Below are 15,443 nucleotides of genomic sequence, written 5' to 3' on the forward strand. Positions count from 1 at the left end.
TATTCCCCCTATCAGATGTGCCTAATCTCAGATATCATCCAAGCTGCACAGGGTCATCGGGGTACGGGGGGACATTTATTTATTCTGCAAATGTAAATCATTTCTTTTCTCCTAATTTGTTGTAAATTTAGATAGGGGGCTATCATGGAGCTTAGCTTATGACGGAATAGTCCGTGTGTCAAATAGGAGAGGCAGGCGAATGCCATTGTGGGGAAATAAATGGAGGTTCGGCATCTTTAAACGGCTCTTAATCAGCTTCCTCATCGCTCTTATCCCAATCTATGCGCTCGGTTTTTATATGTACAACTGGAGTAAAACAGAGATTAAACAAGAAATAACGCAGTCGGCTCAGGCGCAAGCCAATTATTATATCAACGATATTCAGAGCCGCTTAAATCGAATATCCACTATGCAATACGAGATGCTTGGTGATCCTTCTGTTATCCAACTGGCAAACGCCTCGGAAACGCTGGAAAGCTATGATAAAATCCAATCGATTCTTTACATACGAGCCAGACTTGAATCAATCAAAAGCAGCAGCGAATGGATCGAAGATGTACGTTTGCTGGCTCCAAATCCGCAAATCAGCATTTCCGCCACCGAAGGTCTCGAGTCGCTAGAACCCGGCATGCTTAAGGTCCACCGGCTCAGTTCCCCTCACAAACTCGTCACCGATGATAAAAAACTATTTATGGAAGCGGCCTCACCGTTGCTTGCCTTTGGAACAACAGCCGATTATATGCCTGATTTCATTGTTGAGATCGAACTGTCGACCGAAACGCTGAAGCGGGACATGGACAGCTCGAATGAGCGTCCGTACACCGGTAATCTTTCTTTAACATTTGGAAGCGGATTCACGATCCAATCAATCATTAATGCGCCCCAGCGGAAGGGAGATTATTTTACGATTCAAGCCAAATCAGAAGAATTCAATCTTCTATATTCTCAAGCGATTTTAAAGGATCGAATCTATGAGACCGTTAATCGGCATGTGTTCTGGTTCTGGATTTTCTCCATTCTGACCTTCGTGGCAGGTTTGCTTTTCCTTCTCTATACGAACCGTACCATTCGAATTCCACTCGCCAAAATCGTCAGAGCATTCCGGAATGTGGAGGAAGGAAATTTGAACTTGTCCATCCATCATAATCGACATGATGAATTCAACTATATTTATGATCGCTTCAACAACACGCTTGCTAGCGTCCGGCAGCTGATCGACCAGGTGTACAAGCAGAAAATTTTGCTGCAGAATGCAGAACTTAAACAGCTGCAGTCGCAAATTAATCCTCATTTCCTGTATAACAGCTTGTTTATGGTCGTGCGGTTAATTAAGGCGGAAAAGCTGGAACAGGCTACCGAATTTGTGGATCAGCTTGCAAGTTATTTTAGGTTCGTAACCCGCAATACAAGTGATACGGTAAGGCTGGCGGTTGAAGTAGAGCATTCCTTGAATTATGCCAGTATTCAGCAGATCCGCTTCCACGACCGAATCTCGATTCTGTTCGATGAGCCCCCTGAACATTGCCGTGACATGATGGTGCCAAGACTCGTTTTGCAGCCACTCGTCGAGAACGCATTCGTGCATGCGCTGGAAGACAAGCTGGTAGGTGGTTTGCTGAAAGTATCTTTTGCGCCAATGGATAAGGGATGGCAAATCAAAGTGGAGGACAACGGTGATAACCCGGACGATAAAATTGCTGCGCTGCAAGCTCTGCTGGGGCAGGAGCAGCATGACGCGGAAGTGACGGCCGTACTTAATGTAGATCGACGATTAAAGTATAAGTTTGGACCTGGAAGCGGGCTTGAAGTAGGTAAATCTGAGCTTGGCGGCGTAAAGATCATCATGAAGCTGCTGGAAACGGAGGACAATAATGGTTCATCTATTGATCGTGGATGATGAGAAGCACATATTGGACGGGTTGTATGATCTGTTCAACGAGCAAGCGGAGCTGAATTTGACCGTTTTTAAAGCAGCATCAGCTTTTGAAGCTCTGGCCATACTTTCGGGTACGAAAATTGATATTGTGTTAACCGATATTCATATGCCGAAAATGAGCGGACTGGAGATGGTGGAACAAGTAAAAGCGAAGTGGCCTCGCTGCCGGATCATCTTTCTGACGGGATATGATGAATTCGACTATGTGTACAAAGCGATTCAACATGGGAATGTAAAGTATATTCTCAAATCGGACGGTGACCGCAAAATCATTCAAACAGTCGCGGACAGCATTCGTGAATTGGAAGAAAGCTTAATCATGGAAACTCTACTTGCTGATGCACAGGTGACACGAAGGAAACAGACGGATCATATGTGCTCTCTATTTTTCACGGATATTTTGGACGGCCTGTTATCCGCAGACGATGGGAAGCAGAGTGAGCTACAGCAGCTGGATGTTCAACTTGATCGAGGCGAACCGCTTTTAATGCTCCTTGTGAGACTTGAAGGGGTTACAGCAGATATTCCGCGGCATGAGCTGGACGATCTGTTCATAGCGCTGCAAACGATTTGCTTGCACTATCTTTCGCCTCTCGCGAAGCTGATTCATCTTACTTACAATCGGACGTATTTAGTGCTGTTTCTCCAGCCTTTTGAATTGAAAAAAGCTTCGTGGAATGGGCTCAGCACCTTTGTTGCAGGAACGCTGGAAACGATTCAACAGGCTTGTCAAAAAAACTTAAATACAAACATCTCGTTTGCCTGGCTAACAGAACCTGTACAGTGGGAAGCGATTCCGCAGAAGTTTTCATTTTTGAAGCTTCTATTCATGTATCACAGCAATGAAGGGCGGCTTATTCTGACGGAAAAAAATAGGCTGGAAACCGAACATTCCAGAGCGACTCCGGGTGAGCTTGAGCCTATTCAACTACTGAAAAAAGAAATGGGGAGACTATCCCATCTTTATGAAACAGGTCAAAAGGCGGTTTATCTTCATAGCCTGGATACAATCGAGGAAATACTGCGGCAAATAAGCCTAGATGATTCGCATGCGCTGGAAATGTACTATTCGCTATCGCTGCATGCGGTATCGGTTATCAACAAGCTTGGCGTAGCAGAGGATGCCTACTACAGAGCAAGTGTAGGCAAGCTTTCCGCTTGTTCCATACCGCCTATTTGGAATGAGGTGCTGCCTTTTTTCCGGGAGCTCGCGAACAGCTTTTTTCACTATCAGCAGTCGCAAGGAGCCCGGATACAGGATGATGTCATCATCAAAATCAAACGTTATATTAAAGGGAATCTGAAGGAGGATTTGTCGCTGACACGACTTTCCGAGCTCGTATTTTTGAATCCCGATTATTTATCCCGGCTGTTCCGCCAGAGGGGCGGGGTCACTCTATCGGAGTATATTACCGCTCAGAGAATTAGCGAAGCCAAACATTTGCTGACGATTAGCCCAATGCTTATTCAGGACGTGGCCAAACAGCTCGGTTTCTCAACTGCCGGTTATTTCACCCGCTTTTTCAAAAAGGAAACGGGGCTGACGCCGGAAGAATATCGGAGTTCGCAATAAGTTGTCAAGATTATGTAAGCGAAATCAAGATTGTGAAATAGCGGGCGAATAAGCTCCGTTTTATCATGAAGAGAGAGCGCAGGAAACAGGCGTACTCTCTTTATTTCTTTTGATCCATAGCTTACGAAGGAGGTCATACAGGATGATGAATAAGCTTAACCGCTACGAAAGACTAAGAGAAGATGGGGCTTTTTTGACAAACAGCACGATAATTGAAGGAGGCAGTGAGCTGCTGAGCCGGATTGTCCAGGATAGTCTAGTCCGAAATAATCTAGTTCATGAAAGTGATTCTACTATCTTTACTGCCGTCCGATTTATCGGAGGGATGGATGAAGAGATCACCGGAAAAATCAACGAGACTTTTGGAATTGTGTTGGAGTCAAATAAGGACGGCTATGCCATCGATGCAGGCGAAGAAGTGTGTATTTACGCGGAGAGTATGAGGGGACTGCTGTACGGGGCATATTCCCTCCAACAGATGAGTGAGCAGGGTTACTTGAAAAAGGGCCTTATTTATAATGTGCCGCTCTGCTCATTCCGCGGACTTAAAGTGTATCTTCCGGCAGCAGAGGACATGGAGTATTTCAAAAGCTTTATCGATATGGCCTGTTACTATCGCTACAATACGATTGTTGTTGAAGTCGGCGGAGCGATGGAGTACAAACGCCACCCGGAAATCAATGAAGGCTGGAAAGAATATTGCGACGAAATGCGCGAATATTCAGGCAAGGGAAAGGATGTTCAAAACCGCTATACATGGGAGAAAAACTCCATTCACTGCGAGAATGGCGGCGGAGACTGGCTACCGCAGCACTCGGTCAAAGAGCTGATCGATTATTGTACAGCAAGAGGACTTGATGTTATTCCCGAGGTTCCGTCGCTCAGCCATTGCGATTACTTGCTGACGAGACATCCGGAGCTGGCGGAAAGACAGGATGATCCGTATCCTGACACGTATTGCCCTTCAAACCCGGCGAGTTATGAGCTGTTATTCGATGTGTTGGATGAAATCGTAGATGTGTTCAGGCCGCAGACGGTGCATGTTGGACATGACGAGCTGTATACGATCGCGGTGTGCGAAGCCTGCAGAGGAAAAGATGCCGCGGCGTTATACAGGGAAGATTTAACTAAAATCAATCAATTTTTAGTAGATAAGGGCATCCGTACGATGATTTGGGGAGAAAAGCTGTTGAACAGCGGGGGCAGTAGCGTCCACGCCTATGCCGGAGCCCAGCGCATTATCCTGAGTCAGGATGGATACGTCGAGCAGGTCATACCAGCAACCTATCCGGCCATTGATATGATTCCGAAAGACATTCAAATCATGCACTGGTACTGGTTTTTCGGGAAACATTTTGACGAGCAGCTGCTTGAGCGGAACTTGTATACGGTATATGGCAACTTTGAGGGGCCAGGCATCCCGGGATGGACGCCTCGCTTGGCAAAAGGCATTCAGGGAGCTTCAATTTCCAATTGGAGTGCGCTCAAGGAGAACTATCTGCAGCGGAACGGAATCTTTTTCAACATTGTGTATGGCAACCGGATGTTCTGGCAGGAAAACTATGACGAGAGTTTGTATCCAAAGCTTGCTGAAGAAGTGTTCGAGGAGTTGTTCCGCTATAAAAATCACTCCGTTCTCGCAGGCCCGCATATCGAGATCACACATGCTTCAACCCTTTATCGAGAATTTGAATGGTTTTTTGACGGCAGATTCATCGATCCGCTGCTAGATTTCCTTGGTGAGTATGAAATCACGTTCGACGATGGAGAAACGCTTCGAGTTCCGGTCAACTACGGTACCGATATTTCCAGTCTTGAATGCTCATGGGGTCTGAAATTATCTCAGCGCTTCGATAGTTATGAATTCGACCGGACACTCATTCAAGTATCGGGCTCAGCGCTTCCAGTACGAAATGGAAACCAAACTTGGTATAAAATCGTGTTGGCCAATCCATTCCCGGATAAAGGGCTAAACGGAATTACATTTATCCCGCAGAACGAGAAGAGCGGGCAGGTCTTGCTTCGCCAAATCCAGCTCAAAAACAGGGAATGACTGCAGGGGAAGGGAGCTGATTGGACTTGAATCTGATCAAAGGAGTAAACAGGCAAAAGCTTTTCAAGGAACTTCCACTGCATCTCATGCTGATTCCGCCCGTTATTCTCGTATTGATTTTCAGCTACGGGCCGATGCTGGGCATCGTCATTGCTTTTCAGGATTTCGTGCCTGCCAACGGATGGTTCAACTCGCCTTGGATTGGACTGGATAATTTCACTTATGTGCTGGAGTTCCCTGATGTGAAGCAGATTCTTTGGAACACCTTTTTAATCGCCATTCTCAAAATTGCCGCGGGAATCGTCTGTCCCATCTTGCTGGCTCTGTCGCTGAATGAAATCAAAAAGACCTTGTTCAAAAGAGGTTTTCAAACAATCGTTTATTTGCCGCATTTTATGTCCTGGGTATTGCTAGCAGGCATTCTGATCGACATTCTCTCCCCGTCAGGCGGAATCATCAACAACATCCTCAAATCACTGAACATGCAGCCCATTTATTTTTTGGGAGAAGGAACCTGGTTCCGAGCCGTGCTGATCGTATCCAATGTGTGGAAGGAAGTTGGCTTTGATACAATCGTTTATTTGGCGGCAATCCTGTCGATTGATCGGACGCAGTATGAGTCGGCCGTGCTTGACGGTGCGGGATACGCGCGGCAGCTCTGGCATATTACGCTGCCGGGCATTCGCGGCATTATCGTGCTCTTAATGCTGCTCAACATCGGGAGCATTTTGAACGCGGGCTTCGACCAGATTTTCAATTTGTACAGTCCGCAGGTATATGAGAGCGCCGATATTCTAGATACATTCGTTTACCGGATCGGCATGGAGGAGATGCAATACGGCGTCGCTACAGCAGTTGGATTGTTCAAATCAATCGTATCCTTCGTGCTCATAACGTTTTCCTACTATTTGGCCTATAAAGTTGTGAATTACAGAATTTTCTAGGAGGCCAGTTCAATGGTAGAAAATGCGACGTTTGGGAGGAAGCTATTCATCGTTGTTAATTATAGCTTTTTAATCGCGCTAGCCTGTGCATGCCTATTCCCAATTGTGCATATCGCGGCGCTGTCGATGAGCTCACAATCGGCGGCATCAGCTGGGCTGGTTACGATATGGCCGAAGGATTTTACTTGGATGTCATATCGCTATATTCTGGAAAACTCGGCCTTTTTCACTTCGTTCGGTGTGACTCTGGAAAGGGTGCTTATCGGCGGGACGATGAGCATGTGCATGACGCTTCTGGCTGCTTACCCGCTGTCCAAAGATTCCCGTAAATTCAAAGGCCGTTCCGTATACGCGTGGTTTTTCATGTTCACGACGATTTTTGGCGGCGGCCTGATCCCTACTTTTATGGTGGTCAAGTCAGCCGGACTGATGGATTCCATATGGGCATTGGTGCTGCCAACTGCTGTTCCTGTATTCAACATCTTGCTCATGCTCAATTTCTTCAGGCAAATTCCCGAAGAACTGGAGGAAGCGGCATTCATCGACGGAGCAGGGCATCTGCGCACACTGTGGAATGTGTACTTGCCGGTGTCTATACCTTCGCTGGCGACAAACGGGCTACTCATTCTCATCATGCATTGGAATTCGTGGTTTGACGGCATGATTTATATGAATGATGTTGACAATTATCCGCTGCAAACCTACATTCAGTCCATTATCGTCAGCTCCGATTTGACCAATCTGAAGCCTGACGACTTAGAAGAGTTAAGCGCGATTTCCGACAAAACGGTCAAGGCGGCGCAAATTTTCGTTTCTATGGTTCCAATTATGGCGATCTATCCTTTTTTGCAAAAATATTTTATAGGCGGCATGCTGCTTGGTAGCGTGAAGGGATAAATTCAAACCAAATGCCAGGGGGAAATCACATGGATAAAAAGGTGATGTTCAAAGTATCCGCTGTCTTAACGCTCGCGGTCGCCGCATTAGCGGGCTGCTCCGGCCAGAATGCATCAAATAAGTCGCCGCAACCAACTGTCAGCGCTGCCGTTAACGAAAATATTGATCCCAATGCCAAATACGATCCTCCGATTGAGGTTTCCACTCATTTTTCCGTTGGCGCGTCATTTGCGGATAAGTTCAAGGATGAACAGCTGAACACCAATGTGTTTGCTAAAGGTCAGTTGGAGGAGCTCGGAATCAAGCTTACGTACAAGTGGATTGCCCGCGGGGACGATCAGAGCTTCCAGAAATCAAGCGTAGCTATCGCTTCCGGCGATATTCCCGAAATTATGGTCGTAACGAAAGAGCAACTGGCGACTCTGTCCAAAACGGATATGATTCATAAAGACCTGGCGCCAATCTACGAGAAATACGCATCGAAACTGACGAAGGATATTATGCATGAAGAAGGGGACATCGCTTTTGATTCAGCTACCTTCAATGGCAAGCTAATTGCCATTCCCAATACAGACTCTTCCGGCGATCTTGCTTCTTTCCTGTGGATTCGCTTGGATTGGCTGGAAAAGCTGAACCTCGAAACGCCTAAATCAATGGACGATCTGTATAACGTCATTCGTGCGTTTGTTGAGCGGGACCCGGACGGGAACAACAAAAAAGATACCGTCGGTCTTATGTTGAATAAAGACTTCCTCAGCCCTGGCGTAGGCGATGCTGTCGGCATCTTTAACGGCTTCCATGCCTATCCAAAAAGCTGGGTGAAGGATGATTCCGGTAATCTTGTTTATGGCAGCGTGCAACCGGAAATGAAGGAAGCGCTGGCTTATTTGCAAAAGCTGTATAAGGATGGGTTTATCGAACAGGACTTTGGAGCGAAGGATTCTGGCAAAGCGGCCGAGCTCGCTGGTGCTAACCGGGTCGGCGTTGAATTCGGCGCCATGTGGAACGGAATGTACCCGCTGCAAGCAACAAAGGAGAACTTCCCTAATTCAGATTGGAGAGCGATGGCGCTTTTATCGAATGATGATAAACCAGCCCGGCCTCAGGTGAAGCTGAATGTAGCTAACTACTACGTGGTGAAAAAGGAATTTCAACATCCAGAAGCACTGATCAAACTGCTCAACTTCTGGACGGAGAAGAACTGGGGCTCCAGCAAGGAAGATTATGATAAATATATCGGCAATCTCGATACCGGCGCCGCCCATTTGAACCAAATCAGAGCTTGGCCTTCCAAAAAGAACATGAACGCTCATCTCCACGTTAAGGAAGCTTTTGCAACCGGAGACACTTCGAAGTTAAACTCTGAAGAAAAAAGCTACTACGACAACATTGTGAAGTTCAAAGCAGGGGATAACAAAGTGGCCCAGTTCGAGAAAGTATTCGGGGAGACAGGGTCATTCGCTATTATGGATCAGTATTATACGAAAAACCTGTTTATGATGGACCAGTATTACGGCGCGTCGACCGAAACGATGAAAAATAAAATGAGCACAATTGTCAAAAGCGAGATGGAGTACTACACAAAAGTAATCATGGGCTCGGAGTCGCTTGATAAGTTTGATACTTTTGTCGCTAAGCTGAACAAGTTAGGTCTGGAGCAAATTACGAAAGAAGTGAATGAGTGGAACAAAAATAGATAACTTGCGTTATCGTGGCTCAGCCTGTTGAGAAATCTCAACAGGCTGTATTTATCAGATTTATAACCAGAATTCCCCCACCTCTACCCTTTAGGTGGCGGGATGAATGGATGCTTGTATATTATTTGCAATAACCATTCCGTATTTCTCCTTCATTATCCCCTTATACTTGTTCACTAGCGTTGCATAAACTTTAAATCACAATATGACTGAAAATTGAAAAAATTAAATTTGTTCAAAATAACCAAGACGTCAAGCCTCCATTAAACCTGAATTACGAAAATAAGTCCTTATAAAAATATAAAAAAGTGCCCTGATCTTTGGTAGAATGGTGTTTGCGAAGACAACGTCACCCAAAGAGAGGAGCACCTTTAAAGTGAAGTTTACCACGAACATCACACACTTGAAAACGGATTTTTCTGTTAGAAATGCAACAAATATGGCAGGCAGTAAAATCATGCTCGCCTACCTCGAAAAAATCGGATTGGTCACAACCGAGATGTGGGAAGCCATCGATGTGTGGCGTTTTTACAACCAGCGCTGCTGCAGAGTTTAGTAGGCAATATCGTATTCGCCGCATCTCTGCGGTATCTTGTATAGAAAACAATCGTTTATATTATGGATAAGGGCCAGCCTTGAGTCATGATAATGACCTGAGGCTGGCCCTTTATGTTGTTAAGTCGAAACAGGCTCGATGGAAATTCCGCCGCTCGCCCAGCCTGATATCGTCCCGCTGGTTGACCCGAGTCCGATAGCGCTAAATACCAGAATTAAGCTGTCTCCCGGGCTGAGGGGGAGGGATCCTGTGGTCTGGATAATATGAACGCCTGGGGAAGTTTCTGTATATGTTCCTGGCAGCAGAGTAGGAAATCTAAATTGCGTCGTTCCAATTGGAGTAGCGGTATTGTTTGCAGGCGTATACAGATACGCTCCGACAATAATATTAACGCTGCTCTCCAGCGTTTGATTGGCTACAATACCGAAGCAAGCCGCAATTGACGTAATCGTTCCCGCTTCTGTAATGGGAGTGACAAACGCGTTAAGTAACGGATTTACAACGATTGGGGATGCAAATGACTGGAATGGTTCATTATCGCTGAATCCAAAACCGACTATTCCAACGTTTGTTGGAGTAGAGGCAGCGAAGCTCAGATCTACCGGTAAATGACTGGCAATCGGAATGATAGGGATGTTCGCTGTGGGAGGCGCGTTCACCGGTGCAATCGAAAGAACGCCATTTCCAAGACCTATAATGGTTCCAGGATCGACTGCAGATATTCCGATTGTAAAAATGGTAAATAAAAGAATGAGGCGATCCTCCGGGTTAAGGGTGATATTGAGTCCAGTCAGGCTGCCTACACAGTTGATGCCGGACACAACTCCCGATAAAGATGGAATCAGCTGGACTGTCGTCCCTGGAATAGCAACAAACGGAGTATAAGGAGAATCACTAGGTAGGGCACGGCATAGCTGAGCCAGAATTGTAATAGGCGGACCATCAATAGTAACGTTAGCCGGGTTGAAACTAGCGGTCATTGCGGTGAGCGTTCCCGCCCGCGGCATGGAGAAAGCATAGTTATTCCCCCCTCTGTTGTCAGCAAGTACAATCGAAACATTTTCGACGTTGCCACTCGTAGTAACGGGGATGCTTGGGGACACAAAGCCGTTTCCTGCTATCACCCCTTCAGTTGGCAGACCTGTGCTACGGTTGAAGCTTAGATCCATAAATTGATTGCCGCCGTCTAAGATAAGAATCGTTCCTGAAATAACAGGAGGAACACCGCTTTCAATTCCAGCAAGATTCGTTTCGGCGAGCCGGACCCTGATGACCCATCCATCCTTAATATCGCTTGCGACACAGGCAACCAAACTGAGGGCGTACAGGTCTGTGAGCACAATCTGGGTCGAGGCTACAGCGGCAGAGCTCCAGCCTTCGGACTGCTGATAGGCGTTAATGGCCATCTCAGTAGCTGCAAGCAGATCGGCCTGATTGCTCAGCGTGAGAGGCAATTTAACAATGAGATTTTGCAGCACTTTCAGTACAGCTGGGAGCGGTCCATCTGGCGGGACAAATGAGTTTGATATTGCAACCGCCAAATTATCTAGCAGCCCCTCAAAAATATCCGCCTGAAGAGGCGTAAACGTAACGAGACAGGGCTTTCTTGATATTTTGCAAGGCTTGCAATGATCTGCATGATGAGGTCTGCTTGATATTAGAGCTCCTTTTTTTGAATACTTATGTTTCATAATCTTATATACCTCCTTTTAAAGCAACTGTATTATTTGTATGTATTATGAGCTTGTTTGAAGACGCGTTCGTCAGGTTTTTCAGGAAATTGAAATTGGCATCGCATGCGCCTGAAGATGAGCGAATACAGCAGGCTATATAGGGAAGGGAAGCATATATAAGGGCGAGTTCTAAATCATGAAGCTGATTTAGAACTCGCCCTTATGGCTGTGTCAAGTCGATGCAGGCGCAATAGATATGCCGCCGCTCGCCCAGCCTATCGACCTGGTTCTGGCTGCATGCTTTGAAGCCGACCTACAATATTGAATCAGAAGGATACGGTTTGGGGCTTTGGAGACCGTATGACGACAATGATTTCAGTAAATACGCGAACATCCAGAAAGGATATTTTGACTACATTAAAACAAATTGGAACGGTGTATCGCCTTTTTCCAAGCATATAAAATGGGATTCGGTCCGTTTGCAGGTCGATGAGCGAGTCGTGCGCATGGATAATCGGATCATGGCTTGGAAAACACCTGGAGGCAAGCTTGCTTTTGCCTTGCCGAATCGTACGGGCAACCCGTTTACGTTTAAAATCGATGCTGGCAGCAGCCAGGCATGGGCTGGTCACCACTATGACAAAAACGTAACTGATCAAGCGCTGCCTAGCGTAAACGGTCAGGAATTAATGTTGACGCTTCCTGCTTACTCCATTCAAATTTGGGAAGCGCAGTAGGCTAAGTTGATTGAAGAGGGTAGCTTAGGGAGATTGAGCCTGAGTTACCCTGTTTCTATTACTGGAGATAATTCCCTTGTCGTGACATGCTTTTGCCATCATTATTCGATAATTATGCCATCGTTGATCGATATTATTAAGTCATGAAAGACAAACACATACACCGAGGAGAGATTATCATGTTGAAAAAAATCACCGGACTCATGTTGGCAGGCGCAATTGTAATGTCGGTTCCAGTAATGGCTTCCGTTTCGGCAAATGAGCAAGGAAGTACGAAATACCAATCCGTGATGACGGGATCCAATACGAGCGTTGAGCGCATTTATGTAGCTGCGGAGAAATTCAGAATTACGACCAAAGGCAAAACGGTAGATCAACTTAACACTGAAGTTAAACGTGCTGAAAAACAAGCTCAAAAGGCTTCCACGCTGTTAAAAGCCAAGAAGTTTGGCATTGTAACCAAAGGCAAAACGATCGAGCAAATTAGCGTGGAGATCAAGCGTACCGAGAAAGCTCAAAAAGCGAAAGCCACTAAAGCCGAAGCTCATAAAGCAGCTGTAGTAAAGAAGGCTAAGAGCATCGGCATCGTGACCAAAGGCAAAACAGCCGAGCAAATCTTGGTTGAGGGACAGCGTGCAGAAAAAGCCGCTAAAAGCCCCGATTGGAAATAATCCATTCGAGGAAACGGAACGGAATCCAGCAAGCTGGATTCTGTTTTTTAGTGCGCTAAATTTGAATAATTGGCTTTACAATTTAACAAGAAAAAAATGGATGCTAAATAGAAAAGGAGTATGCTATTATGAGGAAGTGATGAGCAACACATGAGTAAACAGCTACCTAACTTGACCAATGTGGGAACCTTCCCACATATGAATTGTGAGCGGGGGTGCCAGATTGAGTTGAAGTACACCATCATGGATGTTGCCAAGATGTCGGGCGTTTCCAAATCAACCGTTTCACGAGTCATTTCCAATACGGGATATGTCAGTCCTGAATCACGCAAGAGAGTACTCCTTTCCATTGAAAAGCTTCAGTATAGACCGAATGGCGTTGCCAGGGCCATGGTAGCTCGCCAAACACAAAATATTGGCGTCATCATTTATCGCCAACACCACCCAATCGCTTCACATCCCTTTTACGGAAAAATTCTAGATGCCATACTTGAGAAGGCTTCGGAATTAGGTTATTCCATATTCGTTATGACAGATAAGGATCTAACGAGCAAGTCAGCCGATTTCTTGCTTGAAAAGCGCGTAGATGGACTTATTTTAGTGAGTAAGCTTAATCATGAGCTGATTGATTACTTTAAAAATATGTATATTCCTTTTGTCATGGTGAATGGTACCTGCGATCATTCCGATGTGATCCATCTTGTCAACGATGACGAGAGAGGGGGTGAGCTCGCAGCTCAGCACATGCTTTCGCTAGGATTGACAGCGGTTTCAGTCATATCCGGGCCATTGGAACATCGAAGTCACAAGTTAAGATTAGAGGGGTTTCAAAAAACGTATCAACGTGAGGGATTTACCCTGGACGATGACCGCATATACTACGCCAATTCCTCCCAATTTGACGAAGGTTACAAAGGGTTTCAACAATTGTGGGAACGTTCCCCTAATTTCAAAGCCTTATTTGCAACCAACGATATGATCGCATTAGGAGCGATAAAGGCCATTTATGAAAAGGGTCTACAGGTTCCAGAACATATCGCCGTCATGGGATTTGACGATATTGACTATGCCGCCATGGCGAATCCTTCTTTATCTACCATTCATAGCTCTAAAACAAAAATGGGGCATGATGCGGTGAGCATTTTAGACAAAGAAATTCAAGGTATTACCACCACGAAGGATCTGCCTATGTATGTACCTGAACTCAAAGTAAGATATTCAACCAAGGGAACCAAATAAATATTTGGAGGGTTAATATCATGAGAAAATCGTTAACGGCTGTTTTAACATCAGCCATCGTGCTTTCCAGCGTTCTTGCAGGGTGCAGCAATAGTGAAAATAAACCAGCTGGAGCCGCTAATGCTGGAGGAGGCGCAGATGGGAAGGAACTGCAAGTCATTACCTTATCTGCACAAACGACAGGCATCGAGAAGACGCGTGTGGATAACCTGGTTAAAGCAGCCGTTGTCCTGAATGAAGAGTTGAAGACACAAGGAAAAAATATGGAAGTTAAGCTAGAAACAAAATCCTTCGACGGTAGCTGGGATGATTCTCTAAAACAGTTCATGCTGGCTTCCAAATCGAACAAAGCACCTGATATTTTTGCCATTGGCCATGAGTCAATCGGGATGTTGGCCAAAGGCAAGTACATCTTGCCGCTGGATAGCTTAAAGGAATCCAAAGAATACGCTGATCTGTTCCCTATTCTGTGGGATTCGGTAACCTTCCAGGGACAAATTTGGGGGATTCCGCAGGACACAGAAGCAAGACCTGTCTTTTATAACAAAGGAATTTTAAAAAAGCTCGGATGGACAGATCAGCAGATCAATGAGCTTCCGGAAAAAGTGAAACAGGGCGAGTTCACACTGGATGATATGACCAAAGTTGCGGAAGAAGCAAAAGCAAAAGGCGCAGCTGAGTTTGGAATCGTGCATCGCCCGACTAACGGTCCTGACTTCCAAGCGTTAGCCTACAACTTCGGGGCAGAATTGTATGATGCGGCTCAAAACAAAATTATTTTTGATAAAAAAGCGGTTGAGAAGCAGCTTCAGTACTACTACGATATCGCTCAGAAAAAACTAATTCCGGATAATCTGACAACGATGGAATTTAAAAATGTCCATAAAATCGTTGTGAATGAAAAAGCACTGTTTTACTATGGCGGCATCTGGAACGTAAACAACTGGGCGGCTGATGCTTACCATGATCAAATTGGGAAAGTGGACGCAAAGTGGGTAAATGAGCGGATGGGCATGATGCTGATTCCTGCTGCTGAGAAGGGCGGAAAGCCCGTGACTTTGTCGCATCCGATCGTGTATACGGTTTCATCGGGCACTAAACATCAGGATTTGGTCAATCGTCTGCTTGAACTAGTCGTTGATCCCAAGCTGCAAACCGAGCATAATCTGAAAACCTTCCACTTACCGATTACAAAAGCCGCAGCAGATGATCCCAACTTCAAAGCGGATGTGACTTTAGGCGGGGTTGCCTACATGTCCGAGTACACAACCTTCCTGCCTAATCACGAAAGTTTCAACAAATACAGCGGCTCTGTGTTCAAAGCCATTCAAGCGGTAGAGCTTGGAAAACAAACTCCAGCTGAGGCATTGAAAGATCTTGAGACTCAATTGAAAAACGATCTTGGCGATGAACTAATCATTAAAAACTAATGACCTGAGCCGCATGCCCGGACGTTTCGCCCGCCCG

Annotated in this window: 12 protein-coding genes; 11 read left to right on the top strand and 1 reads right to left on the bottom strand. The window is 45.7% G+C overall.

Features of this window, described 5'->3' with window-relative positions:
* Positions 1–199 precede the first annotated feature (199 nt).
* The 7 genes from CGZ75_RS06085 to CGZ75_RS06115 all read left to right on the top strand — a co-directional run bounded on the left by CGZ75_RS06085 (position 200) and on the right by CGZ75_RS06115 (position 9,656).
* Entirely contained in the window at positions 200–1,897 is a 1,698-nt protein-coding gene (locus CGZ75_RS06085) for a sensor histidine kinase (protein WP_089523344.1), read from the top strand.
* Positions 1,872–3,509, top strand: coding sequence for a response regulator (locus CGZ75_RS06090; RefSeq protein WP_089523345.1), 1,638 nt, complete (start codon positions 1,872–1,874; stop codon positions 3,507–3,509). The genes CGZ75_RS06085 and CGZ75_RS06090 overlap by 26 nt, the downstream gene beginning before the upstream one ends.
* A gap of 142 nt (positions 3,510–3,651) precedes the next feature.
* A complete protein-coding gene (locus CGZ75_RS06095) occupies positions 3,652–5,562 on the top strand; it encodes a family 20 glycosylhydrolase (protein WP_089523346.1) in 1,911 nt (636 codons plus the stop codon).
* 86 nt (positions 5,563–5,648) lie between these two features.
* The gene (locus CGZ75_RS06100) at positions 5,649–6,506 is read left to right on the top strand and encodes an ABC transporter permease (RefSeq protein ID WP_176444806.1); all 858 of its coding nucleotides are present in this window, start codon (positions 5,649–5,651) and stop codon (positions 6,504–6,506) included.
* Between the two features lie 12 nt (positions 6,507–6,518).
* Entirely contained in the window at positions 6,519–7,403 is an 885-nt protein-coding gene (locus tag CGZ75_RS06105) for a carbohydrate ABC transporter permease (protein WP_089523347.1), read from the top strand.
* 29 nt (positions 7,404–7,432) lie between these two features.
* Positions 7,433–9,103 (top strand): type 2 periplasmic-binding domain-containing protein, encoded by a 1,671-nt coding sequence (locus CGZ75_RS06110; RefSeq protein ID WP_089523348.1) that lies wholly within the window; start codon positions 7,433–7,435, stop codon positions 9,101–9,103.
* A 373-nt stretch (positions 9,104–9,476) separates the two neighbouring features.
* Positions 9,477–9,656 carry a hypothetical protein gene (locus CGZ75_RS06115; protein WP_089523349.1) on the top strand — a complete coding sequence of 60 codons (180 nt, stop codon included), beginning with the start codon at positions 9,477–9,479 and terminating at the stop codon, positions 9,654–9,656.
* Positions 9,657–9,775: 119 nt separating this feature from the next.
* Here the strand turns inward: CGZ75_RS06115 and CGZ75_RS06120 are convergent, their stop codons facing one another.
* Positions 9,776–11,347 (bottom strand): hypothetical protein, encoded by a 1,572-nt coding sequence (locus CGZ75_RS06120; protein ID WP_089523350.1) that lies wholly within the window; start codon positions 11,345–11,347, stop codon positions 9,776–9,778.
* A gap of 323 nt (positions 11,348–11,670) precedes the next feature.
* Here CGZ75_RS06120 and CGZ75_RS06125 point away from each other — a divergent pair, with 323 nt between their 5' ends.
* From CGZ75_RS06125 to CGZ75_RS06140, 4 genes are all read left to right on the top strand, one after another.
* Entirely contained in the window at positions 11,671–12,066 is a 396-nt protein-coding gene (locus CGZ75_RS06125) for a hypothetical protein (RefSeq protein WP_089523351.1), read from the top strand.
* A 179-nt stretch (positions 12,067–12,245) separates the two neighbouring features.
* Positions 12,246–12,737 carry a hypothetical protein gene (locus CGZ75_RS06130; RefSeq protein ID WP_089523352.1) on the top strand — a complete coding sequence of 164 codons (492 nt, stop codon included), beginning with the start codon at positions 12,246–12,248 and terminating at the stop codon, positions 12,735–12,737.
* Between the two features lie 150 nt (positions 12,738–12,887).
* Positions 12,888–13,976, top strand: coding sequence for a LacI family DNA-binding transcriptional regulator (locus CGZ75_RS06135; protein ID WP_245850720.1), 1,089 nt, complete (start codon positions 12,888–12,890; stop codon positions 13,974–13,976).
* A gap of 20 nt (positions 13,977–13,996) precedes the next feature.
* Positions 13,997–15,406 carry a sugar ABC transporter substrate-binding protein gene (locus tag CGZ75_RS06140; protein WP_089523353.1) on the top strand — a complete coding sequence of 470 codons (1,410 nt, stop codon included), beginning with the start codon at positions 13,997–13,999 and terminating at the stop codon, positions 15,404–15,406.
* The last annotated feature ends 37 nt before the right edge of the window (positions 15,407–15,443 follow it).

It is taken from the genome of Paenibacillus herberti, assembly GCF_002233675.1.
Classification (GTDB): Bacteria; Bacillota; Bacilli; order Paenibacillales; family Paenibacillaceae; genus Paenibacillus_O; species Paenibacillus_O herberti.

Excerpts from the sequence above, each read along its gene's own strand:
- CGZ75_RS06095 (WP_089523346.1), top strand. The coding sequence starts at position 3,652 with ATGATGAATAAGCTTAACCGCTACGAAAGACTAAGAGAAGATGGGGCT.
- CGZ75_RS06135 (WP_245850720.1), top strand. The coding sequence starts at position 12,888 with ATGAGTAAACAGCTACCTAACTTGACCAATGTGGGAACCTTCCCACAT.
- CGZ75_RS06120 (WP_089523350.1), bottom strand. The coding sequence starts at position 11,347 with ATGAAACATAAGTATTCAAAAAAAGGAGCTCTAATATCAAGCAGACCT.
- CGZ75_RS06110 (WP_089523348.1), top strand. The coding sequence starts at position 7,433 with ATGGATAAAAAGGTGATGTTCAAAGTATCCGCTGTCTTAACGCTCGCG.
- CGZ75_RS06090 (WP_089523345.1), top strand. The coding sequence starts at position 1,872 with ATGGTTCATCTATTGATCGTGGATGATGAGAAGCACATATTGGACGGG.
- CGZ75_RS06085 (WP_089523344.1), top strand. The coding sequence starts at position 200 with ATGCCATTGTGGGGAAATAAATGGAGGTTCGGCATCTTTAAACGGCTC.
- CGZ75_RS06130 (WP_089523352.1), top strand. The coding sequence starts at position 12,246 with ATGTTGAAAAAAATCACCGGACTCATGTTGGCAGGCGCAATTGTAATG.
- CGZ75_RS06105 (WP_089523347.1), top strand. The coding sequence starts at position 6,519 with ATGGTAGAAAATGCGACGTTTGGGAGGAAGCTATTCATCGTTGTTAAT.
- CGZ75_RS06100 (WP_176444806.1), top strand. The coding sequence starts at position 5,649 with ATGCTGATTCCGCCCGTTATTCTCGTATTGATTTTCAGCTACGGGCCG.
- CGZ75_RS06140 (WP_089523353.1), top strand. The coding sequence starts at position 13,997 with ATGAGAAAATCGTTAACGGCTGTTTTAACATCAGCCATCGTGCTTTCC.